The sequence below is a fragment of the Rhizobium sp. NRK18 genome (assembly GCF_024385575.1).
In the GTDB taxonomy this organism is placed as follows: domain Bacteria; phylum Pseudomonadota; class Alphaproteobacteria; order Rhizobiales; family Rhizobiaceae; genus JANFMV01.
In genome coordinates, this window is record NZ_JANFMV010000001.1 from 2,937,605 (window position 1) to 2,960,351 (window position 22,747).

Consider the following 22,747-nt stretch of genomic DNA (forward strand, 5'->3'; position numbering starts at 1 on the left):
CGCCCTTTCGAAGGGCACCGGCCGCTCCCAGGAAACGCGCAGGACATCGACCTAACGGTCGTCGTCATTGCGTCCCGGTCATTGCGGATTTCACTCTAGCGGCTCCCGAGCGGCGCTCGTTGACATAGATCAACCGTTCCCGGGAAAGTCGTCTTTCCCGTCCTTTTCGTGCCATTCCGGCACAGATCCGTCTGGCACGCTTTGTGCTCACTTGAAGCCAAGGAGTGACGGAATGTTTCAAAGACGCACGTTCATGGCGGGGCTTGCCGCCGCAGCAGCAGGGTTTGCCGGCCGGGTGAGCGCCCAGGCGCCCGGCGTTGCCGATACGGTGCTGCGCGGGCCGATCGGCAAGGCGACGGCCGACTACCTACCGGCCGCAAGCGACCGCAAGAGCAAGACGTTCAGCGATCTTTTAAGGGAGGCGACGCGCAACCGTGCGCCGGTGTTCCTGCCGCCGGGCGACTATGCGATCTCGAACATCGAACTGCCGGACGGCGTGCACATCACCGGCGTGGCCGGCAAGACGCGCATCCTCTATGCCGGCGACGGCTACCTGTTTGCCGCCAACGAGGTGCAGCGCGTCAGTTTCTCCAATCTCGTCATCGACGGAGGGCAACGATGGCTCGCCGATTATGCGCCGGCGCTGATCCATGCCCGCGCGGTCAGCGAAGTCACCTTCGACAATTGCGAGATCCGCGGTTCCTCGAAGCATGCTCTGCAGCTGGAGCGCTCCGGCGGGCATGTGCGCAACTGCCGGATCGCCGGTGCGGCCGACGCCGGCATCTATGCGGTGGAGAGCACCGGCATGGCGATCGCCGACAACACGGTCGAGGACTGCGGCAATGGCGGCATTCTCGTGCATCGCTGGACCAAGGGTCCGGATGCGACCATGGTCGCCGGCAACCGCGTGCAGCGGATCGGCGCCAAGGCCGGCGGCACCGGCGAGAACGGCAACGGCATCAACATCTTTCGCGCCGACAACGTGCTGATTACGGGCAATCACGTCTCCGACTGCGCGTTTTCCGCCATCCGCTCGAACGCCGGTTCGGACGTGCAGATCCTCAACAACCAGTGCCTCAACTCCGGCGAGACGGCGATCTACTCGGAATTCGGCTTCGAGGGCGCGCTGGTCTCGGGCAACCTCATCGACAGGGCGGCCAACGGCATTTCCATCGTCAATTTCGATAATGGCGGCCGGCTTGCGGTCGTCACCGGCAATATCGTGCGCAACCTGTCGGCAACCGGCCCTTATGAGCAGGACGGCGGCTTCGGCTACGGCATTGCGGCGGAGGCCGACACGGTCATTTCCAACAACGTCGTCGAGAATGCGCCGCATTGGGGCATATCGCTGGGCTGGGGGCCCTATCTGCGCAATCTCGTCGCCACCGGCAACATGGTCCGCAGTACGCCGGTTGGCTGCGCTGTCAGCGTCGCCGAAGGCGCTGGCAGCGCACTTATCGCAAACAACCTGTTTGCCGACGTCGCAGACGGCGGGGTCGTCGGCTTCCGCTGGCTGGAAAAGGCGAGCGCGGAACTGGCCGACGGCGCCGGCGGGTTCGACAATCTGACGGTCAACGGCAACCGGGTCGTCAAGGCCTGACCCATCAGCGCCGGTGATGGGCGCCTGTTCAAAATGTCATCGGTTGACCGCTTCCCGCGCGCCGCCTGCGCGGCTAGTCTCGCTCCAACCAACAGGAGCCCTCCCGCATGCTGACGATCTACGGCGTCTATCACTCGCGCGCCTCGCGCAATTACTGGATGGCCGAGGAGCTTGGCCTCGAACACCGCTCGGTACCGGTGCTGCAGGCGCGTTTCCTCGCCGACCCCTTAAGCCCGGATGCGCCGTTCAACACCCGCTCGCCCGATTTTCTCGCACTCAATCCGGCCGCCCAGATACCGGCGATCGAAGACGATGGCCTCGTCCTGTCGGAATCGCTGGCGATCAACCTGTATCTGGCCCGCAAACATGGCGGGCCGCTTGCCGGCGCGAATGCCAAAGAGGAAGGCCTGATCGACCAGTGGACGCTGTTTGCCGCCGCACAGGTGGAACCACAGACGGTCAGGATCGTGCTGACCTACGACACCGGCAAGGAAGGCTCCGACGACGGCAGGCGGACGATCCGCGAAGCGGTGCTCCTGCTTGGCCGGCCGTTCGAACTCCTGGAAAAGCGCCTGGAACAAAGCCCCTGGCTGGCGGCAGATCGGTTTACCGTCGCCGACCTCAACATGGCCGAGGTGCTGCGCTATGCGCAGTCGCAGACGGCGATGTTCGACAGCCACCCGAAGGTGAAGGACTGGCTGGCGCGCTGCCAGTCGCGCCCGGCCTTCAGGGCGATGATGGCAAAACGCGAGGCGGAAATCCTGCCGGTTTAGCGGCTGCCGTCCTCAGCGCACCTCTCGCAACGGAACCGGATGGTGGCGGCGCTTCGGCCTTTCCACCGGTTGCGGCGCCGGCGCGGAGAGCGCCGGCCGTCTCCGGCAGACAAGGAAGAGCGCGAGCACGCCGGCATAGGCAATGAACATCGCCAGCAGCGGATCGGCGAACCTGCCGGCGGGATTGGCCAGGAAGGCGCTCACCGCCTGAAGCTCGGCTGCAATCGGGCCCGCAATGGCGGGATCGGCCAGCCGAAAGAGGAGCGTCGGCAGCGCCTCGAGACCGGCAATGGCGACGAGGCACGACCAGACCGCGGCAAGGCCCGCCAGCGATGACGCCACCCGCCACAGGGGATGCCTGGCCTCTCTGAAGCTTTCGAGCGGAAAGGCGAGGAAGACCAGGAGGACGATGAGGAAGACGAGCTGCTGCGGCATGACCTCGATCAGGGTCGCCGGACGGGGCGCGCCGCTCCACAGCGACGCGATGGTCACGAGCTTGCCGGCGGAGGCGGCAAACCAGATGCCGATCGCCGCGATCCAGGCCGGCGCCAGACGCAGGTAGAGCACGCGTGCGGCGCTGCAGCCGAGCACGAGGAGCGCCGTCATGGTCAGGCCGACGGGTTTCAAAAAGCCGCTGAAGAAGGCGCTCTGGCCGGCACAGCCGTCGGGCGTGGCGGAGCATTCGGTCAGAGCCGCGAAGAACCAGACAACATGGGGATAGTAGACCGCGAAGAACAGGAACGCGGTGACCGCCATCAACATCCACCAGACATAGCGTCCTGCAAACACCGGCGGGTCTCCCTCTCCCAGCGCCCGGCCCGGGCGAGTGCCCGGCCATCGTGCCACAATGATGCAGCGCGGCGGGCCACGGGGCCGAACAGGGCTGCTTGACGATGGAGAGCCTATCATCTTCGCCAAACGCCTGCAGGACAGCCTGTGCGGCTGGTTGACGGATCACGACGGCGAGGACCGGGTTTGCCGTCCGAGCGGGCAAAAGCGTACCGGAATGAAACAATCCGCTACCGGAAGATGAACCGGGCGATGCCGATACAGCCGGACACGATCAGCTCGGGCTCAGCCGACAATCAGTCTGCGAGCGGTCCGGCGATGCGAACGTCGCCCACATGGATGCCGTTCCAGTTGTGCATCGCGTGGTTGGCGAGGGAGAGAAGAGCGGTCTGCTCTTCGCTGCCGTCCTCGAAGAAGCGGGCGAGCGTGCCGGCCACCATGGCGTTTGCCGCGCGCTCGGCGCCGTCCTCGCATTTCAGCGCGATGGCGATGCCCTTTTCCGGCAGCACGGCGCAGTAGACGCCCTCGGCGCCGACCTTGGCGAAGACCTTGCCCGGCACGGCTTCCATCAGCCGCGTGCAGAAGCGCTTGGTGCCGGCGACATAGAAGGGTTCGGCCATGGCGGCGCTCAGGAGACGCTTCGCTGCCTTGGCGCGCACCGGCTCCAGCCCCGTGCCTGTCGCCATCTTCGCGAAACCTTGGGCGAGGTTCTTCAGCGGAATGGCATAGGTCGGGATCGAGCAGCCGTCGGTGCCGCAGATGTCGGCGTCATGGACGGAGCCGGTGAGGTTTTCCATGATGCCGCGCAGTTCGCCCTGGAAGGGGTGCTCGTAGCCGACATAGCCTTTCAACCGCGTGCCGGAATGGGCGCAGGCGCAGAGGAAACCGGAATGCTTGCCCGAGCAGTTGTTGTGGAGTGCGGTCGGGGCGGCCAGTTCGCGCGCCTGCTCGATGGCGACCGGCTGGTAGAAGGACCAGTGGGCGCCGCATTCAAGATCGTCTTCGGACAGGCCCGCGCGCGCCAGCATGGACGCGGCCAGCGACACGTGTGCGGCCTCGCCCGAGTGCGACGCGCCGGCAAAGGCAAGTTCCTTGTCGCCGAAGCCATAGGCATCCGCCGCGCCGCTTTCCACAAGCGGCAGCGCCTGCATCGCTTTGCAGGCCGAGCGCGGGAAGACGGCGCTGTCGATATCGCCCTTCGACCAGACCACCGAACCATCGCCATCGACGACGGCGACCATGCCGCGGTGGCGGCTTTCGACGCGATTGCCGCGGGTGACTTCGACGAGAACCGGATTTTCCATGGCGGACTTCCTTCAACGGACGTTATGTCGGGGCGTTTTGGCCGCGTACATAGAGGATCGCCCGCGGCTTGGGAAGGGTGGTGCGTGCCCCTCCCCTCCCCCTCACCGCACCGGCAGATGGCGGCGCATGAGGCGGTATTCGTGCCAGATGAGGGCGATGACGACGATGTCGAAGACGGTCAGCACGATCAGGAAGAGGCTGTGGGTGTAGGTGAAGCGGTAGAGCTGGTAGGCGATGAAGAGACCCATGACCACGAGCGAGGCGGGATAGGCCCAGAGCTTTTCCTTCAACAACCCGGCAACGAGCAGCAGCTTCACCAGTCCGTGGCTCAAGAGATAGAAGGCGTAGAAGGTCTTGGTGCCGACGGAAAAGCCCTGCGCCCAAATCAAGAGATGGGACGCGATGAAATCGTGCGGGTCTTCGATCAGTTCGCTCTGCGTCATCCATCTGACCAGGCCGACGATAGAGCCGGTGCTGACGAAGGCGAGGATGAGGCCGCCGATGCATTCGACCGCCGCGTGCAGGCCCTTGAGGATGACGCTGACCTCGAAAAGGCGGTGGATGTTCTTTTCATTCATGCTCGAACGAGGCTCCTGGCCCATATTGATGCGCGCGACTTCATGCCGGACCGGGACCGCCGCGCAGGCGCGGGTCATAGTCCCAGCGGCGCAGCTTGGTGGCGGTGATGCTGCCGATGTCGGGATGTAGCGGGTTGATGAGAATGTTGCTTTCTTCCGGTGCGACGATCGACGGTACGACAAGGCAGAGTGTCTTGCGGCCGGCGAGCCAGCGCGTGCCGCAGGCGATGCTTGCCCGGCCGGCAGGCCGCGCATCCCAGCCGACCGGCGCCGTTGCCGCATCCAGCACCTCGGCGGCGGCGAAAATATGGTCGGGAATGTCGATGCGGACCAGATAGCGATTGAGCGGCAGGCCGGCGGAACCGAGATGGACCAGCGTTTCCAGTGCGGCAAGCGCGATGGAGGCGGAGCAGTAAAGGACGGCTGCGCCCTTCTCGTTCCAGCGGCCGCCGGTCGCCTTGGCGCCGGCGCCGGACAGGTCGTCGGCCTCGTAGTCCGGCGTATCGGTGGCGATACGCCAAACGCTTGCCGTCATGCGTAGGCCCCGCTCTGCATCTGGGCGATCAGGCCGGAGACCATGGCCTGTCCCTCGACCGTGTCGAGGAAGTCGAGCGGCCTTGCCCCGGCGAGCGCCGGTGCCCGCTGCTGCAACCATTCGGAGAGCCATCTGGCGGGATCGAAGCCGTCGATCTCTCCCGACTGGCGGACCATCTCCTCGACCTGACCGATCATCTTGGCGATGCCGACGACGCGCTCGCTGTCTTCCGGCGACAGGTTGTCCTTGCGGCCTACCTTGCGGTTCAGCGTCGCCGGGGAAATCCGCAGGCTGTCGAGGAGCACGCCCTGCGGCATGTTCAGCCTTTCCTGCAACGCCTTGAGATCGCTGGCCGGGACGCCGGACCTGATTAGGCCGACGCGCATCCAGGCGGGCGAATGGAAGAGGTCGAGGGGGGCGGCGATGGAGATTACGTCGTCCGGCCCGGCGTCTTCGGCCGGGTGCCGCGCTTTTGCCAATGCCGGTTCGATCATGGAATGCCTCCCCGCTTAAAACTCAATTGAGCTTTAATGTAGCGCATATGAGCAAATTTTCAAGACAGCAGGCTCGTGTCACATCTCCAGCATGATCTTGCCGATGTGGCGGCTGGTTTCCATCAGGCGGTGGGCCTTGACGACGTCGGAAAACGGCATGGTGGTGTGGACGACCGGGGCGACCTTGCCTTCGTCGAGCAGCGGCCAGACCTTCATCAGGAGCTGGTCGCGGATCTCGCGCTTTTCGTCGGTCGTGCGCGGACGCATGGTCGAGCCGGTGACGGTCAGCCGCTTGACCATGATCGAGGTCAGGTCGACCTTTTCGGCAACCGCGCCTCCCAAAAAGGCGATGATGACGAGGCGGCCGTCGCGGGCGAGCGAGCCGACATTGCGCTGGAAATAGGAGGCGCCGATCATGTCGAGGATGACGTCGACGCCGGCCTTGCCGGTCTCCTGGCGGATGACGGCGGCGAAATCCTCCTCGCGGTAGTTGATGGCGCGCTTCGCACCCAGTTCGACGCATGCATCGCATTTCTCCTTCGAGCCCGCGGTCGTGTAGACCTCGGCGCCGAAGGCGCTGGCGAGCTGGATCGCAACCGTGCCGATGCCGCTCGACCCGCCATGGATCAGCACCTTCTCGCCTGCCTTCAGCCCGCCCATCATGAACAGGTTGGCATAGACGGTGAAGAAGGTTTCGGGGATCGCGGCGGCGCGCAACCCATCGTAGCCCTTCGGGAACGGCAGCGCCTGGCCGGCGGGAACCGCGCAATACTCGGCATAGCCGCCGCCATTGGCGAGCGCACAGACCGGATCGCCAATGGAAAAGCCTTCGACATCGGACGCCATCGCCGCAACCGTGCCGGCAACCTCGAGGCCGAGGATCGGACTTGCGTCTTTCGGCGGCGGATAGGTGCCCTGCCGCTGGGCGACATCGGGACGGTTGACGCCCGCCGCCTCGACCTTGACGAGGATTTCGCCGGCTTTCAGCTCCGGCAGCGGTCCGTCGGCAAGGTGCATGACTTCCGGCGCGCCGGGCGCGGCAAGCGCCACGTAGCGCATCTTTTCGGGCAATGACACGGGCTAATCCCCTTTCAGGCTGCGACTCACACGTCCTGACAGAGACTATAGGGCGCTGACCGGCGATTTCACCCGTCAATCGAAATTCAGATGACGCGGAAGACGAGACCCGCGTCGCTCTCCTTGGCCTCGCCCTTGATGTCGGCAATGGCCGTGCTGATGCGGCCGATGTCCTCGATGACGAGGCCCGAGGGGAGCTCGATGACGGCGATCGAGCAGCGCAGCAACGGGAAAAACTGCCGCTCGCCATTGCGCCCATGGCCCAGGATGCCGCCGGCAGCGCGGTCGGCCTCGGAGTAGAGTTCGGCGGCGTCCGAGCTGAAGTCCTGCTGCAGGCGGGCGAGCACGGCGGCGATTTCTGCCCGGTTGCGGGTCGACGAGCCGATGAAGAAGTCGTCGCCGCCGATATGGCCGAGGAAATCGCCCTGCGAGAAGAAATAGCGATGCATCAGGCGGGCGAAGAGCGCGATCGCATGGTCGCCGGCCTGGAAGCCGTAGTGATCGTTGAAAGGCTTGAAATTGTCGAAGTCGCAATAGCAGAAGAAGCGGGTCTCATCGCCGTCACGCGCGCTCATCTGCATGAAGTCGCGGATCGAACGGTTGCCGGGCAGCCCCGTCAGCGGGTTCTGGTCCTGGGCGATGCGCACCTGCTTCTCGTTGATGATCTTGATCAGCGAGGCGGCGGAGATGACGCCGGCATAGCGCATGTTTTCCGTCAGGATGATGCAGTCGGCGCCCTCGACATTGGCGAATGTCGCCATCAGGCTTTCGGCATTGCTGTCGAGGCCGACCACCGGCACGCGGTCAACGAAATTGGCGATGGTGCGCTCGTAGAGCCGGTTCTTAAGCAGGTCGCGGCCGTATGGCTGGTAGATATATTCCTTGAGATGGTGCTCGTGGATGACGCCGCGCGGTTCGTCATTGGCGTTCAGCACCGGAAAGAAGGCCTGCTTGGGGTTCTGGCGGAAATGGTTGAACACGCCCTCGATGCCGTCGTTCTCGTGGACGACCGGCAGGACTTCGACCTGCTTGCGGATGAGGATCTCGTCGAGCGACTGCAGGGCAGGCTTGGGACGGCCGACCTCCTGCAAATGCGGGAACGACTGTCGCAGTTCGGCGATCGCCGTGGTCGGCTTCGCGATGTACCAGCCCTGCACGAGATCGGCGCCGTATTCGCGGCAGGCCAGGAACTCGGCCTCCGTCTCCACGCCCTCGGCGATGACGCGCACGCCCAGGACGTGGGCCATGTTGACAAGGTGCTTGAAGAGATGGCGCTTTCGGCCGCTCTTGTCGATGCCGGAGACGAAGTGGCGGTCGATCTTCAGGTAGTCGACCGGATAGTCGCAGAGCAGCTTGGTCTCGCCATGGCCGACGCCGAAATCGTCGATCGCCAGCTTGAAGCCTGCCTTGCGGGCTTTCTCGAAGAAGGCACCGAATTCCGGAACGCTGGTGTTGTCGAAGCGCTCGGAAAGCTCGAAGCAGATGGAGGATGGCGGGATCGCGTTCTTGGAAAGGTGGCGCACGAGGCGCTCGATGATGTCCTCGCCCTGCGGGATCAGCCGGACATCGACATTGAGGAACAGCGTCGTTGAGGCAAAATCCGGAAGGGTGGCGAACTTGGCCAGCGAGCGGCTGGCGAGCATCTGTTCAAGGGCGGCCAGATGGCCAGAGCTTGCGGCATGATCGAGGAAATCGATCGGGCTGGCAAAGCCGATGCGATCGAAGCCGCGCAGCAGGGATTCATAGCCGAAGACGGCGCCGGTGCCGGCCTCGACGATCGGCTGGAATGCCGTTTCCACGACCAGCTTGGCCAGGGACACCAACTGGTCGTCGGCAAAACGGCGCACGACTTCCGCGCCGACAGTCGCTAAAGCGGACATGAGAAGGGCTCCCGGTATGAAATACATTAAATACCGGGGCAGCCTGACCAAAAGGCGTCAACAAACCCTTATGTCAACATGACAGTTTGATGAAGATTTTGCGACACTTCAGGCGCGAGACCGGTTGCGATGCGCGTCGAACAGTTCGGCGATGCACACGCGCCCGGCATAGGCCTTGTCGCCCAGCGTGATGGTGGGGGCCTTGTCGTCCGGTTCCACCTGCCCTTCCGCCCGAAGGCTTTCCGACCAGAGGTGCAGCGCTTCGCGAACGACCTGGCTGCCGGAGGCATAGCCTCCGTTCTCGACGGCGGCGCGGATTTGCGCGGCCTGCTGCGGCGATACCGAAACTGCGATCATGGGCATGGCTTGTCTCCTATCCCGATCTAGCGGCCGCGACCAGGCGCTTTGCCGCCGTTTGGATCCGGGCGACAGGCCTTGCGGCCCGGTGCCCGGGACATCGTCCGGGGATGGCGTTGCGGGCTTATCTCGTCTCCGGAAGGTTCCGGTGCGAGTGCCGTCCCATCGCGGACAGGGTTCTGACACATCCTCTACAAACGCCACAGTCATTATGGTCCCAATCGAAAGGCCTGTCAAAACACGCAGTGTCGCAGCGCGTGGGCAACCGGAACAGTCGGCGAATTTTTTCTTGATTGATCAGTCAATAAAAAATATCCTGCCGCGGAAAGGACCCCATCATGCCCAAAGTCGGAATGGAACCGGTGCGCCGCAAGGCGCTGATCGACGCCGCACTGCTGACCATCGGCCAGCACGGGTCGCTGAGCGTGACCATGGCGGAAATCGCCAGGGAGGCTGGCGTCTCGTCGGCGCTCGCGCACCACTATTTCGGTTCGAAGGAACAGTTGCTGCTGGAAACCGTGCGATCGCTGCTGCGCGATCTGCGCAACGACGTGACCGCGGCGCTGACGAATGCCGCCTCGCCGCGCGAGCGCCTGTCGGCGATCCTGCGCGTCAGCTTCCAGGAAGACCAGTTCGCGCCGGGCACGATCGCCGCCTGGCTCGCCTTCTACGCCGAGGCGCAGCGCTCCGAGGAAACCCGACGGCTGCTGGTGATCTACGCCAAGCGGCTGCGCTCCAACCTGCTGTCGGGCCTGAAGCGCATCTGCCCGCCCGACGATGCGGTCAGGATCGCGGAAGGCGCAGCGGCGATGATCGACGGGCTGTACATTCGCCAGAGCCTGAGGTCGGCGCCGGTGTCGTCCGGTGCCTCCGTCGCGCTCATCGAGGATTACCTGACGGTCAAACTGAGACCGTTTGAACGCGCGGGAGGCGCAGCATGACGGAACGTCCCAATATCCTGATCATCATGGTCGACCAGCTGAACGGCACGTTCTTCCCGGATGGCCCTGCCGATTTCCTGCATGCGCCGCACCTCAAGGCGCTTGCCGCCCGCTCGGCGCGCTTTACCAACAACTATACCTCGTCGCCGCTCTGTGCACCGGCGCGCGCCTCCTTCATGGCCGGGCAATTGCCGAGCCGCACCCGCGTCTACGACAATGCGGCGGAATACGTCTCCTCGATCCCGACCTATGCGCATCACCTGCGCCGCGCCGGCTATTACACCGCGCTTTCCGGCAAGATGCATTTCGTCGGCCCGGATCAGCTGCACGGTTTCGAGGAACGGCTGACGACCGACATCTACCCGGCGGATTTCGGCTGGACGCCGGACTACCGCAAGCCCGGCGAGCGGATCGACTGGTGGTACCACAATCTCGGCTCGGTCACCGGCGCCGGCGTCGCCGAGATCACCAACCAGATGGAATATGACGACGAGGTCGCGTTCCTCGCCAACCAGAAGCTCTATCACCTCGCCCGCGAGAACGACGATGCCACGCGTCGCCCGTGGTGCCTGACGGTCTCGTTTACCCATCCGCACGACCCCTACGTGGCCCGGCGCAAGTTCTGGGATCTCTACGAGGAGTGCGAGCATCTCGACCCGGTCATCGGCGACATTCCGTTCGAGGAGCAGGATCCGCATTCCAGGCGGCTGATGCTGGCCTGCGACTACGAGAACTTCGCGATCACGAAGGAGAACATCCGCCGCTCGCGCCAAGCCTATTTCGCCAACATTTCCTATCTCGACGAGAAGGTCGGCGAACTGATCGACACGCTGACGCGCACGCGCATGCTGGACAACACCTACATCCTGTTCTGCTCCGACCATGGCGACATGCTCGGCGAGCGCGGTTTGTGGTTCAAGATGAACTTCTTCGAAGGCTCCGCCCGCGTGCCGCTGATGGTCGCCGGACCGGGCATTGCGGCGGGCCAGCATCTGGCTCCGGTCTCCAATCTCGACGTGACGCCAACGCTCGCCGATCTCGCCGGCATCTCGCTCGACGATATCATGCCGTGGACGGACGGCGAAAGCCTGAAGCCCGTCATTGACGGCGGAAAACGCACCTCGCCGGTGCTGATGGAATATGCCGCCGAAGGCTCCTACGCGCCGATGGTGGCGATCCGCGAGGGCAAGTGGAAATACGTCCATTGTGGGCTCGACCCGGACCAGCTGTTCGACGTCGACGCCGACCCGCGTGAGATGACCAACCTTGCCGGCGATCCGGCGCATGCTGCCGTCCTTGCCGATTTCCGGGCCAAGCGCGCGGCACGCTGGGACATGGATGCGTTCGACGCGGCCGTGCGCGAAAGCCAGGCGCGCCGCTGGGTGGTCTACGAGGCGCTTCGTAACGGCGCCTACTATCCATGGGACCACCAGCCGCTGCAGAAGGCATCCGAGCGCTACATGCGCAACCACATGGATTTGAACATCCTCGAAGAATCAAAGCGTTACCCAAGGGGCGAATAATGCGAGCACAACCGAAAGCCAGCCACTTCATCGACGGAGAGTATGTCGAGGACACCGCCGGCACCCCGTTCGACAGCATCTATCCAGCCACCGGCGAAGTGATCGCCAGATTGCATGCCGCGACGCCGGCGATCGTCGAAAAGGCTGTCGCCAGTGCCAAGCGCGCCCAGAAGGAATGGGCGGCGATGGCGCCGTCCGCGCGTGGCCGCATCCTGCGCAAGGCCGCCGACATCATCCGTGAGAGGAACCGCGCGCTTTCCGAGCTGGAAACGCTCGACACCGGCAAGCCGATCCAGGAAACGATCGTCGCCGATCCCTCATCCGGCGCGGATTCGCTCGAATTCTTCGGTGGCGTCGCAGCGGCCGGTCTGAACGGCGACTATATCCCGCTCGGCGAGAGCTTCGCCTATACAAAGCGCATGGCGCTCGGCGTGTGCGTGGGCATCGGCGCCTGGAACTATCCGCAGCAGATCTGCTGCTGGAAGGCGGCGCCGGCGCTCGCCTGCGGCAATGCCATGGTGTTCAAGCCATCGGAAATGACGCCGCTCGGGGCATTGAAGATCGCCGAAATCTTCATCGAGGCCGGCGTGCCGAAGGGCGTCTTCAACGTCGCGCAGGGCGACCGGACGACCGGGCCGCTGCTCGTCAACCACAAGGACGTCGCCAAGGTGTCGCTCACCGGCTCGGTGCCGACCGGCCGCAAGGTCTATGAGGCGGCTGCTTCCGGCCTGCGCCACGTCACCATGGAGCTTGGCGGCAAGTCGCCGCTGATCGTCTTCGACGACGCGTCGCTGGAAGATGCGATCGGCGGCGCGATGCTCGGCAATTTCTATTCGACCGGGCAGATCTGCTCGAACGGCACCCGCGTCTTCGTGCAGAAGGGCATCAAGGAAAAGTTCCTCGCCCGCCTGAAGGAACGCACCAAGGTCATCAAGCTCGGCGACCCCATGGACGAAGCGACCCAGCTCGGCCCGATGGTTTCGGGCGCGCAGCGCGAGAAGGTGCTCGGCTACATGGAGACGGCGAAGAAGGAAGGCGCGCGGCTGATCGTTGGCGGCGGCATTCCGAACGATGTGCCGGCTGAAGGCTTCTATATCCAGCCGACCGTGTTTGCCGACGTCACCGACGACATGACGATCGCCCGCGAGGAAATCTTCGGCCCGGTCATGTCCGTCCTCGATTTCGACACGGAAGAGGAAGTGATCGCCCGGGCGAACGCCACGGAATTCGGCCTCGCCGGCGGCGTCTTCACCGCCGACATCACCCGCGGCCACCGGGTCGCCGACCAGATCGAAGCGGGCACGGTGTGGATCAACGCCTACAACCTGACCCCGGTCGAAATGCCGTTCGGCGGCGTCAAGAGCTCCGGCTTCGGCCGCGAAAATTCGCTCGCAGCACTCGACCACTATTCGGAGCTGAAGACCGTCTACGTCTCCATGGGCCCGGTCGACGCGCCTTATTGAGGTTCAAAACGATGGCCGGATCAGACAACCAGATCGTCCAGATCGACGGACAGCGCGGTGGCGATGCGTTTCAGCACGTCTACCGATCCCGTCTTCTTGCCGGTCTCGATGTCGGACAGATAGGGTTGCGAAATGCCCGCCGCCGCCGCCAGCGCCGTTATGGTCAAGCCGCGATATTTGCGGTAGGTGCGGATGCGGCTGTCGGTTTCCGCGAGTTCAGCAACCAACTCGTGAGGCCATGTTTCCTCGCCCGCAGCGACGCGCGCCATGATCTTGTTGGCGTGGATGACATCAACGAGATCCTCATAATCTTCCTCGCTCAGAAGAATATAGTTCTTGCCGTCGATGGTCAGCCGCTGAATGTCGCCCATGTCTCGTCACTCCTTGTAAATGCCGCCGCGGGGGCCGGCATCGATAACCATGACGACGATACCCTGATCGTCAATGATGACGCGGTCCTGGCCGACACGGATGCGGTAGTATTGGCTACCCTGCATCTTCTTTATGTCCACGCTTTCGCCGCGTGCGTAGGCTTCCAGCTTCGCGATTATCGCCAACCTGCGTTTCGGCTGCATACGGTCGAGGCTTTTCTTCGCGTCGCGGCTGTACTGGATAGCCTTCATAACAACAATATAGCCAATCGCTATATCTCAATCAATCTCTTCACGTGGCAGTCGGCTTATCCGACCGCTGAAGATCCTTTCCCAGCGCCCGGAATTCAGGTCCCAAGGGCAGCAGGCTCCGGAGAATAACATGCAGGCAGATTACGTCATCATCGGTTCGGGTTCGGCGGGCGCCGCCATGGCTTACCGGCTGTCTGAGGACGGCAAGAATTCTGTGATCGTTCTGGAATTCGGCGGCTCCGACGTCGGCCCCTTCGTGCAGATGCCGGCAGCGCTCGCCTATCCGATGGGCATGAACCGCTATAACTGGGGCTATGTCAGCGAGCCCGAGCCGCATCTGAACAACCGGCGGATGATCGCGCCGCGCGGCAAGGTGATCGGCGGCTCCTCCTCGATCAACGGCATGGTCTATGTGCGCGGACATGCGGAAGACTTCAACCGGTGGGAAGATCTTGGCGCGCAGGGCTGGTCCTATGCCGACGTGCTGCCCTACTTCAAGCGGATGGAGAGTTCCCATGGCGGCCAGGAGGGTTGGCGGGGGACCGACGGGCCGCTGCATGTGCGCCGCGGCAAGGCAGAAAACCCGCTCTACCAGGCCTTCATCGAGGCCGGACAGCAGGCCGGCTTCGAGGGCACGGAAGACTATAACGGCGAGAAGGGCGAAGGCTTCGGCCTGATGGAGCAGACGAGTTGGAAGGGTCGGCGCTGGTCGACCGCCAACGCCTATCTGCGGCCGGCGCTCAAACGCAAGAACTGCCACCTGATCCGCTGCTTTGCCCGCCGCATCATGATCCAGAACGGCCGTGCGGTCGGCGTCGAGATCGAACGCGGCGGCAATGTCGATGCGGTGCGCGCCCGCAAGGAAGTGATTGTGGCGGCGTCCGCCTTCAACTCGCCGAAGCTGCTGATGCTGTCGGGCATCGGCCCGGCCGAACACCTGAAGGAGATGGGCATAGAGGTCGTCGCCGACCGTCCCGGCGTCGGCCAGAACCTGCAGGACCACCTGGAGTTCTACATGCAGCAGCACTGCCTGCAGCCGATCACGCTCTATTCGAAGAATAACTGGTTCTGGAAGGGTGTCATCGGGGCGCAGTGGCTGTTCTTCAAGAAGGGCATCGGCACGTCCAACCAGTTCGAGGCGGCCGCCTTCATCCGCTCGGCGCCCGGCGTCAAATGGCCGGACATCCAGTACCATTTCCTGCCGATGGCGATTTCCTATGACGGCTCGTCGCCGGCCAAGGCACATGGTTTCCAGGCCCATGTCGGCTACAATATGTCGAAATCGCGCGGCCAGGTGACGCTGCGCTCGCCGGATGTCGCGGCGCCGCCGGTCATCCAGTTCAACTATATGAGCGAGCAGGAGGACTGGATCAAGTTCCGCCATGCGGTCCGCATCACCCGCGAGATCTTCTCGCAACCGGCCTTCGACCCCTATCGCGGCCCGGAACTTTCGCCCGGCCCGCGCGTGCAGAGCGACGAGCAGATCGACGGCTTCCTGCGCGAGCATCTGGAAGGCGCCTATCATCCCTGCGGCACCTGCAAGATGGGGTCGGCGAACGACCCGATGGCGGTCGTCGATCCGCATTGCCGGGTGATCGGCGTCGAGGGCCTGCGCGTCGCCGACTCGTCAATCTTCCCGCACGTGACCTACGGCAACCTGAACGGCCCGTCGATCATGACCGGCGAGAAGGCCGCCGACCACATTCTCGGCCGCGATCCCCTGCCCCGCTCCAACCAGGAACCGTGGATCAACCCGCGCTGGGAGACGAGCGACCGGTAGAATCGGGGTAACGGCTGAAGTTTTTTGGAAAAATTCCGGAACTAACCTTGAAACCGAGGAACAAGGGGAGTTTAACCGCTGCTATCAGCCACTCTGCAGCAGCCCTCCAATCGCCTGAAAGCGCCATAAAAAATGCCAAACTACCGGAAAGCGAAACTCCTCAGACGGTCACGCGTTTTCTGGGGGTCCGCCCGGATTTGGAAACCGCGCGCGGTGTTCTGGATCGGCGCGCTGGCGATCGGCGTGGTCTCCGTCCTGTTTGCCAAGGCGGCCGACATGGCGCAGCATTACTTCCAGTTGCTCACCGTCGGCGGTCCGGCATGGCATGCCTATCTGCCGCTGATCATCACGCCGGCCGGTTTCATCTTCTGTGCCTACATGGCGATCGTCTATTTTCCGAATTCGCAAGGCTCCGGCATTCCGCAGGCGATCGCCGCGCGGCACCTGCGCTCGCACGAAGCCCGCGAGCGGCTTCTGTCGATGAAGGTCGGCGTCGGCAAGGTGGCGCTCACCATCGTCGGCCTGTTCTGCGGCGCCTCGATCGGCCGTGAAGGCCCGACCGTTCAGGTCGGCGCGGCAATCATGCAGTATGCCGCCAGGATCGGCGGCATGGCGCAGGCGCGCGGCCTCATTCTTTCGGGCTCTGCCGCCGGCATCGCCGCCGCCTTCAACACGCCGCTCGCCGGCATCGTCTTCGCCATCGAGGAGATGAGCCGCAGCTTCGAATCGCGCGCCAACGGCGCGGTGCTCACCGCCGTCATCCTCTCCGGTCTGGCGGCCCTCGGCCTTGTCGGCCACTACACCTATTTCGGCACCATGAACGAGGTATCCGTCGGCATGGTCGAATGGGCGCTCGTCTTCATCTGCGGCATCGGCGGCGGCATCCTTGGCGCAGCCTTCTCCGGCGGCGCGCTCTATCTGACGATCCGCATCAAGCGCTGGTCGCTCGCAGCGCCCTTGAAGCGCGCGCTTCTGCTTGCAGGCCTCTGCGGCCTCGGCGTTGCCGTCATCGGCGTCGCTTTCGGCGGCACCACCTTCGGCACAGGATATGACGTGGCACGCGGCGCGCTGGAAGGCCAGGCGGCCGATCCGTTCTTCTTCGTCGGCAAGCTGGTCGCCGGCTTCCTGTCGATGATTTCCGGCATTCCTGGCGGCATCTTCGCGCCGTCGCTCGCCGTCGGCGCCGGCTTCGGCTCGACGGTCGGCATGGTGCTCGGCACCAATATCGGCCTTGCCGCCCTGCTCGGCATGGCCGGCTATTTCGCCGGTGTCGTGCAGGCGCCGATGACCGCCTTCGTCATCATCCTGGAAATGACCGGCAACCATGAAAGCGTGATCGCCATCATGGCAACGGCCATGCTCGGCTACATCACCTCGCGCCTCTTGTCGCCCGAGCCGCTCTATCACGGCCTGTCGCGCGCCTTCATCGCCGACAGCATCCGTCACACGCGCGCCAGCCAGCGCGCCGAGCAGGATCCCGCCGAGGCGGCCGAAGCGGCCCCGGCGAAGTAACTGCTCAGAAAAGCTCCCAGCGCGTCGGCCGGAAGGCGATCTCCCCGCCCGGCTCGACCGCGAGGTTCAGCGGCACGTCGATCTCGATGAAGCCCTCCTCGCCGATGCCGGTGTCGATTTCGGCGATGCGGGTGCCGGCGAGCCGGCGAACCGAAACCACCCTGCCCCTGAGGGACGGCCCCTCCTCCACCAGTTCGACATCCGCCGGACGGAAATAGATGCGCGTCGAGCCGGCATGGCGCCTGTCGGCATGAACACCGCTCGGGCCCATGTTGAAGAGAACCTCCGAACCATCGACCAGCACCGGCAGGTTGGCGCTGTCGCCGACGAAGGAGAAGACGAAGGCCGATTCCGGCTGGTCGTAGATGTCGTCCGCCGAGCCCACCTGCTCGATCCGGCCATTGCTCATGACGACGACCCTGTCGGCCAGCTCCAGCGCCTCCTCCTGATCGTGGGTGACGAACAGGGTCGTGTGGCCGGTGCGGTCGTGAAACTCCCGCAGCCATTTGCGCAGGTCCTTGCGGACTTTGGCATCGAGGGCGCCGAACGGTTCGTCGAGCAGCAGCACCTTCGGCTCGATCGCCATGGCGCGGGCGAGCGCCACGCGCTGGCGCTGGCCGCCCGAAAGCTGCGCCGGATAGCGGCCTTCGAGGCCGGCAAGCTGGACCATGTCGAGGAGTTCCAGTACGCGGCGGCGGATCTCGGCCTTCGGCGGGCGATCCGGTCGCTTGCGCACATCAAGGCCGAAGGCGATGTTGTCGAACACCGTCATGTGGCGGAACAGTGCGTAGTGCTGGAAGACGAAACCGGTCTGACGCTCCTGAACGCTTTTCCAGGAGGCGTCTTCGCCGCCGAACAGGATGCGCCCCTGGGTCGGCTGTTCGAGGCCGGCGACGAGCCGGAGCAATGTCGTCTTGCCGGAGCCGGACGGCCCAAGCAGCGCCACCAGTTCGCCGGAACGGATGTTCAGCGACACGTCGTGCAGTGCCGGAAAATCCCCGAATTCCTTGCGGATCTTGTCAATGCGGATATCCATCATCCTCTCCTATCTGTGTGCGCCGTTGCCGACGTCATTGCCGAATTTCAGTTCGAGGACGGCCCTCAGCCCCATCGTCACCAGAGCCAGCACGGCAAGCATCGAGGCGACCGCGAAGGCGCCGGCGATGTTGTAGTCGTTGTAGAGAACCTCGATCTGCAGCGGCATGGTGTTGGTCTTGCCGCGCACATGGCCCGAGACGACCGACACGGCGCCGAACTCGCCCATGGCGCGGGCGTTGCAGAGGAGGACGCCGTAGAGCAGCGCCCATTTGATATTGGGCAGCGTGACCCGGAAGAAGGTCTGCCAGCCGGATGCGCCGAGCGAAATCGCCGCCTCCTCGTCGCCGGTTCCCTGCGCCTCCATCAGCGGGATGACCTCGCGGGCGATGAACGGGAAGGTCACGAAGATCGTCGCCAGCAGGATGCCCGGAAAGGCAAAGATCACCGGGAAACCGAGATCCTTGAGCCGCGGCCCGAGCCAGGAATCCGCCCCGAAGAGGAGGACGTAGACGAGGCCCGCAATGACCGGCGAAACGGAGAACGGCAGGTCGATCAACGTCGTCAGGAAGGTCTTGCCGCGAAAATCGAACTTGGCGATCGCCCAGGCGGCGGAAATGCCGAAGACGAGGTTGAACGGCACCGCGACGGCGGCGACGGCGAGCGTCAGGCGGATGGAAGCGAGCGTATCGGGATCGCCGATCGCCTCGACGAAGCTCGGCCAGCCGGCGCGCACGGTCTCGGCGATGACCGTGCCGAGCGGCAGGATCAGGAACAGCGTCAGGAAGACAAGCGCCAGCGCGATGATCGTGACGCGGACGGCAAGGGGTTCCGATACCGGGTCCTGCACCTTCGGGGCCGGCAATGGTGCAGAGGAGATTGTCTCATCAAGCATGAGCGCCTCCCCGCTTCTGACTCCAGCTCTGGATGAGATTGATGAGGAAGAGCATGAGGAAGGAGATAACCAGCATGATCGTCGCGATCGCGGTTGCGGCCGGATAGTTGAACTCCTCCAGACGGATGACGATCAGCAGCGGCGCGATCTCGGAGACGTAGGGAATGTTTCCGGCGATGAAGATGACCGACCCGTATTCGCCGATGCCGCGGGCAAGCGCCAGTGCGAAGCCGGTCAGGATCGCTGGCAGAAGGTGGGGAAATACCACGTTCACCAGTGTCTGAAGCCGCGTCGCGCCGAGTGTGGCGGAGACTTCCTCGGTCTCGCGGCTGATCTCCTCGATCAAGGGCTGCACGGTGCGGACCACGAAGGGAAAGCCGACGGCGATCAGGGCGACGACGATGCCGGGGGGCGCATAGGCGATCTTGATGCCGAACGCGGCAAAACCCTGGCCGACGAGCCCCTTCGGCGCGTAGATGGCGGTCAGCGCGATGCCGGCCACCGCCGTCGGAAGGGCGAAGGGAAGATCGACGATCGCGTCGACGAGACGGCGTCCGGGAAAGCGGTAACGCGTCAGCGCCCAGGCGGTCAGCGTGCCGAAGACAGCATTGACCGCCGCGGCGATGAGCGCGGACAGGAAGCTGATCTTCAATGCAGCGGCGATGCGCGGCTCGGCGGCCAGGGCAAGGATCCCGGCCGGGCCGATCGATCCGGCTCTCAGCACCAGGGCCGAGAGCGGGATGAGCACCACGAGAGCGAGCATGGCGAGCGAGAGGCCGAGCGCCGGTCCGAAACCCGGAATGACGCTCGGCTTTCGCCACTGCCAGCCTTTCAAGGAAAGAGCGGCAGCCATGCGATCAGTTCCCCGGCTTGTAGAGGCTGTCGAAGACGCCGCCGTCACCGAAGAATTTCGGCTGCGCGATCTTCCAGCCGCCGAAATCGGCGATCGTCACCAGGTCGAGCTTGGGGAAGCGGGCGAGCAGCTTCGGATCGACACCGGACGGATTGGACGGCCGGTAATAATGACTTGCCGCCAGCGACTGGCCTTCCGGCGAGTAGAGATATTCGAGATAGGCCTCGGCGACCGCTGTGGTGCCCTTGGCATCGGCATTGCCCTTTACCAGCGCCACCGACGGTTCCGCCTTGATTGAGACGGAAGGTGCGACGATCTCGAATTCATCCGGCCCGAGCTCGTCGAGCGCCAGGAAGGCCTCGTTCTCCCAGGAGATCAGCACGTCGCCGATTCCCCGCTCCGCGAAGGTCTGGGTGGCGCCGCGGGCGCCGGTATCGAGCACCGGCACATGCTGGAAGAGCTTCGTGATGTAGTCGCCAACCTTGGCGTCGTCACCGCTATACTGCTTCTCGGCCCAGGCCCAGGCGGCCAGGAAGTTCCAGCGGGCGCCGCCCGACGTCTTGGGATTGGGTGTGACCACCTGAACGCCGTCCTTGATGAGATCGGCCCAGTCGTGAATGCCCTTCGGATTGCCCTTGCGGACCAGGAACACGATCGTCGAGGTGTAGGGAGCGCTGTCGTCCGGCAGCAGGGTTCGCCAATTTTCGGGGATCTTTCCGGTCCTGGCGGCGATGGCGTCGATGTCGGCCTCCAGCGCCAGCGTCACGACATCGGCGTCGAGGCCGTCGATGACCGAGCGCGCCTGCTTGCCGGAACCGCCATGCGACTGATCGATGGTGACGTCCTCGCCGGTCTTGCCCTTCCAGTAGGTCTCGAAGGCGACGTTGTAGTCCTTGTAGAACTCGCGGGTCGGATCATAGGAGACGTTGAGGATTTCCTGGCCGGCGATGGCTGGGATGATGGTGCCGGCGGCCAGATACATCGCCAGGGTGAAGACACCGTATTTCAGCTTTCTGCGTGACATGCTGTTACCTCCGTTTGTTGATTGCACTAAAACTCTATCTACTAGGTAGAGTTAGTCAACAATCGGCATTCACAACGCAAAAGAGGTTCCCGCCGCTCGGGTCGGCGTCGAAAAACATTCCCTGAAAATCGGCTTTCGCGGCAACGGCGAAGGTGAAAGGTCGGCAGCCGGAAGAAAGCCGTTTCAGCCGTCAGACGCCCGAAAGCTTACGCCAGGGCGTCGATCGTGCCGGCTTCACCGACGATCGCGTCGGCGATGGTGGTGTGAAAAAGCACCTGTCGAGTCGCATCCGCGACACGGGCGAAGACCTGACGGATTTCGCAGCTGTCCTCGCCCGAACAGTCCTCACAGCGGCGATAAGCCGTCAGCGACAGACAGGGCAACGGCGCGATGGGGCCGTCGATGATGCGCAGGATTTCGCCGAAGGTGATCTGATCGGCCGGGCGCAGCAGACGGTAGCCGCCGTCGCGTCCGCGCCGGCTTTCGACGATGCCCTGGTTCCGCAGACTCAGCAGAATCTGCTCGAGGAACTTCTTCGGGATCTTCTGGCCTTCGGCGATCTCGGAAATCATCAGCGGCTTGCTGTTGTCCGCCCTTGCAAGGGCGACCAGCGCTCTCAATGCATATTTTGCCTTTTGTGAGATCATCGCAGCCAATCGTTTGCCGCCTGATGCCGGCACGTCGTCATTCCCTCTATGGCCGGTGTGCCTGCGAATGCCTGTCAAATCAAGTGCGCACGGAAACGCAAAGCGGCCGCGGTCACGCTTTTGCGCGTTCTCGGCGCTCTGGAGAGATATTTGCTCTCCCGGCCTGCGGTTTGGAAATCCGTTTTTCTGTCTTTCACCCGGTCGACCTGAAATACTTCGGTCCAATCGGAATTGAATTGCAAAAGACGGGACGAGCACATGACGGCCATTGGCAAGAATGCAGCCGCGGAATCGCTGAACGAAAAGCTTGCAGGCCTGGACCTCGCGGGCCGGCTGGCGCTGGTGTCCGAACTCGGCGGCCGCGCCGTTTTCACCACCTCCCTCGGCATCGAGGACCAGGTGATCACGCACGCGATCGGCATGCACTGTCTTGCGATCGACGTCGTGACGCTGGAGACCGGCCGGCTGTTTCCCGAAACCGTCAACCTGATCGGCGAGACCGAAGAGCGCTACGGCATCAACATTCGCCGCTTCGAGCCAAACAAGGCCGATATCGACGAATACGCCGCCAAGTACGGCATGAACGGTTTCTACGAAAGCGTCGAGGCGCGGCACGCCTGCTGCGCGGTGCGCAAGCTGAAGCCGCTCGGTCGCGCACTGGAAGGCGCCTCCGTCTGGATCACCGGGCTGCGCCGCGGCCAGTCGGGCAACCGCTCCGACACGCCGTTCGCCGAGTATGATGCCGAACGCGGGCTCATCAAGGTCAATCCGCTGGCCGATTTCGACATCGAGACCATCCGCGAGTTCGTCGCCAACCACGAGGTACCGGTCAACCCGCTGCATGCACGCGGCTATCCGTCGATCGGCTGCGAGCCCTGCACCCGCGCCATCAAGCCCGGCGAACCGGAGCGCGCCGGCCGCTGGTGGTGGGAAAACGACGAGAAGCGCGAATGCGGCCTGCACGTGCCGGAAGCGGCGTCCTCGTCGATCACCTCGAGTTCGCTTTGAGGACATAGCCCCTCACCCTGGCCCTCTCCCCGCTTGCGGGGCGAGGGAAAGAAGA

Annotated in this window: 23 protein-coding genes; 8 read left to right on the plus strand and 15 right to left on the minus strand. The window is 64.0% G+C overall.

Annotated features, from left to right (window positions below):
* Nucleotides 1-232 precede the first annotated feature (232 nt).
* Nucleotides 233-1,600, plus strand: coding sequence for a TIGR03808 family TAT-translocated repetitive protein (locus tag NN662_RS13885; protein WP_261930828.1), 1,368 nt, complete (start codon nucleotides 233-235; stop codon nucleotides 1,598-1,600).
* A gap of 107 nt (nucleotides 1,601-1,707) precedes the next feature.
* Entirely contained in the window at nucleotides 1,708-2,373 is a 666-nt protein-coding gene (locus NN662_RS13890; protein WP_261930829.1) for a glutathione S-transferase family protein, read from the plus strand.
* A gap of 12 nt (nucleotides 2,374-2,385) precedes the next feature.
* Here NN662_RS13890 and NN662_RS13895 read toward each other — a convergent pair whose 3' ends face one another.
* From NN662_RS13895 to NN662_RS13930, 8 genes are all read right to left on the minus strand, one after another.
* On the minus strand, nucleotides 2,386-3,162 hold the full coding sequence (locus tag NN662_RS13895; RefSeq protein WP_261930830.1) for a hypothetical protein: 777 nt from the start codon (nucleotides 3,160-3,162) through the stop codon (nucleotides 2,386-2,388).
* Between the two features lie 296 nt (nucleotides 3,163-3,458).
* Nucleotides 3,459-4,466, minus strand: coding sequence for an asparaginase (locus tag NN662_RS13900; protein ID WP_261930831.1), 1,008 nt, complete (start codon nucleotides 4,464-4,466; stop codon nucleotides 3,459-3,461).
* Nucleotides 4,467-4,568: 102 nt separating this feature from the next.
* Nucleotides 4,569-5,045, minus strand: coding sequence for a DUF2127 domain-containing protein (locus tag NN662_RS13905; protein WP_261930832.1), 477 nt, complete (start codon nucleotides 5,043-5,045; stop codon nucleotides 4,569-4,571).
* Nucleotides 5,046-5,085: 40 nt separating this feature from the next.
* Complete coding sequence (locus NN662_RS13910) at nucleotides 5,086-5,580, minus strand: RES family NAD+ phosphorylase (protein WP_261930833.1); 495 nt, start codon at nucleotides 5,578-5,580, stop codon at nucleotides 5,086-5,088.
* Nucleotides 5,577-6,074, minus strand: a complete 498-nt coding sequence (locus tag NN662_RS13915) for an antitoxin Xre-like helix-turn-helix domain-containing protein (RefSeq protein ID WP_261930834.1) — start codon at nucleotides 6,072-6,074, stop codon at nucleotides 5,577-5,579. The genes NN662_RS13910 and NN662_RS13915 overlap by 4 nt, the downstream gene beginning before the upstream one ends.
* A 78-nt stretch (nucleotides 6,075-6,152) precedes the next feature.
* On the minus strand, nucleotides 6,153-7,151 hold the full coding sequence (locus NN662_RS13920) for an NAD(P)H-quinone oxidoreductase (protein ID WP_261930835.1): 999 nt from the start codon (nucleotides 7,149-7,151) through the stop codon (nucleotides 6,153-6,155).
* Nucleotides 7,152-7,237: 86 nt separating this feature from the next.
* Nucleotides 7,238-9,031, minus strand: a complete 1,794-nt coding sequence (locus tag NN662_RS13925; RefSeq protein ID WP_261930836.1) for a bifunctional diguanylate cyclase/phosphodiesterase — start codon at nucleotides 9,029-9,031, stop codon at nucleotides 7,238-7,240.
* Nucleotides 9,032-9,139: 108 nt separating this feature from the next.
* Complete coding sequence (locus NN662_RS13930) at nucleotides 9,140-9,394, minus strand: type II toxin-antitoxin system ParD family antitoxin (protein WP_261930837.1); 255 nt, start codon at nucleotides 9,392-9,394, stop codon at nucleotides 9,140-9,142.
* 332 nt (nucleotides 9,395-9,726) lie between these two features.
* Between NN662_RS13930 and betI the strand changes: the two genes are divergently transcribed.
* From betI to betB, 3 genes are read left to right on the plus strand one after another with little or no spacing between them, the layout of a single operon-like run.
* The gene (betI, locus tag NN662_RS13935) at nucleotides 9,727-10,329 is read left to right on the plus strand and encodes a transcriptional regulator BetI (RefSeq protein WP_261930838.1); all 603 of its coding nucleotides are present in this window, start codon (nucleotides 9,727-9,729) and stop codon (nucleotides 10,327-10,329) included.
* Complete coding sequence (gene betC / locus NN662_RS13940; RefSeq protein WP_261930839.1) at nucleotides 10,326-11,852, plus strand: choline-sulfatase; 1,527 nt, start codon at nucleotides 10,326-10,328, stop codon at nucleotides 11,850-11,852. The genes betI and betC overlap by 4 nt, the downstream gene beginning before the upstream one ends.
* Nucleotides 11,852-13,315, plus strand: a complete 1,464-nt coding sequence (gene betB / locus NN662_RS13945; protein WP_261930840.1) for a betaine-aldehyde dehydrogenase — start codon at nucleotides 11,852-11,854, stop codon at nucleotides 13,313-13,315. The genes betC and betB overlap by 1 nt, the downstream gene beginning before the upstream one ends.
* Before the next feature lie 20 nt (nucleotides 13,316-13,335).
* Here betB and NN662_RS13950 read toward each other — a convergent pair whose 3' ends face one another.
* Together NN662_RS13950 and NN662_RS13955 are read right to left on the minus strand one after the other, a co-directional pair.
* On the minus strand, nucleotides 13,336-13,686 hold the full coding sequence (locus NN662_RS13950; RefSeq protein WP_261930841.1) for a helix-turn-helix domain-containing protein: 351 nt from the start codon (nucleotides 13,684-13,686) through the stop codon (nucleotides 13,336-13,338).
* A 6-nt stretch (nucleotides 13,687-13,692) separates the two neighbouring features.
* Complete coding sequence (locus NN662_RS13955) at nucleotides 13,693-13,938, minus strand: type II toxin-antitoxin system RelE family toxin (protein WP_261930842.1); 246 nt, start codon at nucleotides 13,936-13,938, stop codon at nucleotides 13,693-13,695.
* A gap of 130 nt (nucleotides 13,939-14,068) precedes the next feature.
* Here NN662_RS13955 and betA point away from each other — a divergent pair, with 130 nt between their 5' ends.
* Together betA and NN662_RS13965 are read left to right on the plus strand one after the other, a co-directional pair.
* Nucleotides 14,069-15,718, plus strand: a complete 1,650-nt coding sequence (gene betA, locus NN662_RS13960; protein WP_261930843.1) for a choline dehydrogenase — start codon at nucleotides 14,069-14,071, stop codon at nucleotides 15,716-15,718.
* 132 nt (nucleotides 15,719-15,850) lie between these two features.
* The gene (locus NN662_RS13965) at nucleotides 15,851-17,230 is read left to right on the plus strand and encodes a chloride channel protein (protein WP_261930844.1); all 1,380 of its coding nucleotides are present in this window, start codon (nucleotides 15,851-15,853) and stop codon (nucleotides 17,228-17,230) included.
* Nucleotides 17,231-17,234: 4 nt separating this feature from the next.
* On the opposite strand, the gene NN662_RS13970 is transcribed toward NN662_RS13965, so the two are convergent.
* The 5 genes from NN662_RS13970 to NN662_RS13990 all read right to left on the minus strand — a co-directional run bounded on the left by NN662_RS13970 (nucleotide 17,235) and on the right by NN662_RS13990 (nucleotide 21,684).
* Nucleotides 17,235-18,266, minus strand: a complete 1,032-nt coding sequence (locus NN662_RS13970) for a sulfate/molybdate ABC transporter ATP-binding protein (RefSeq protein ID WP_261930845.1) — start codon at nucleotides 18,264-18,266, stop codon at nucleotides 17,235-17,237.
* A gap of 9 nt (nucleotides 18,267-18,275) precedes the next feature.
* Complete coding sequence (cysW, locus tag NN662_RS13975) at nucleotides 18,276-19,160, minus strand: sulfate ABC transporter permease subunit CysW (protein ID WP_261930846.1); 885 nt, start codon at nucleotides 19,158-19,160, stop codon at nucleotides 18,276-18,278.
* Nucleotides 19,153-20,013 (minus strand): sulfate ABC transporter permease subunit CysT, encoded by an 861-nt coding sequence (cysT, locus tag NN662_RS13980; protein ID WP_261930847.1) that lies wholly within the window; start codon nucleotides 20,011-20,013, stop codon nucleotides 19,153-19,155. Before cysT ends, cysW begins: the two co-directional genes overlap by 8 nt.
* Nucleotides 20,014-20,017: 4 nt before the next feature.
* Nucleotides 20,018-21,037 carry a sulfate ABC transporter substrate-binding protein gene (locus NN662_RS13985; protein WP_261930848.1) on the minus strand — a complete coding sequence of 340 codons (1,020 nt, stop codon included), beginning with the start codon at nucleotides 21,035-21,037 and terminating at the stop codon, nucleotides 20,018-20,020.
* 206 nt (nucleotides 21,038-21,243) lie between these two features.
* Nucleotides 21,244-21,684, minus strand: coding sequence for an RrF2 family transcriptional regulator (locus tag NN662_RS13990; protein ID WP_261930849.1), 441 nt, complete (start codon nucleotides 21,682-21,684; stop codon nucleotides 21,244-21,246).
* A gap of 258 nt (nucleotides 21,685-21,942) precedes the next feature.
* On the opposite strand from NN662_RS13990, the gene NN662_RS13995 reads away from it, so the two are divergent.
* Complete coding sequence (locus tag NN662_RS13995) at nucleotides 21,943-22,692, plus strand: phosphoadenylyl-sulfate reductase (protein WP_261930850.1); 750 nt, start codon at nucleotides 21,943-21,945, stop codon at nucleotides 22,690-22,692.
* Nucleotides 22,693-22,747 lie beyond the last annotated feature (55 nt).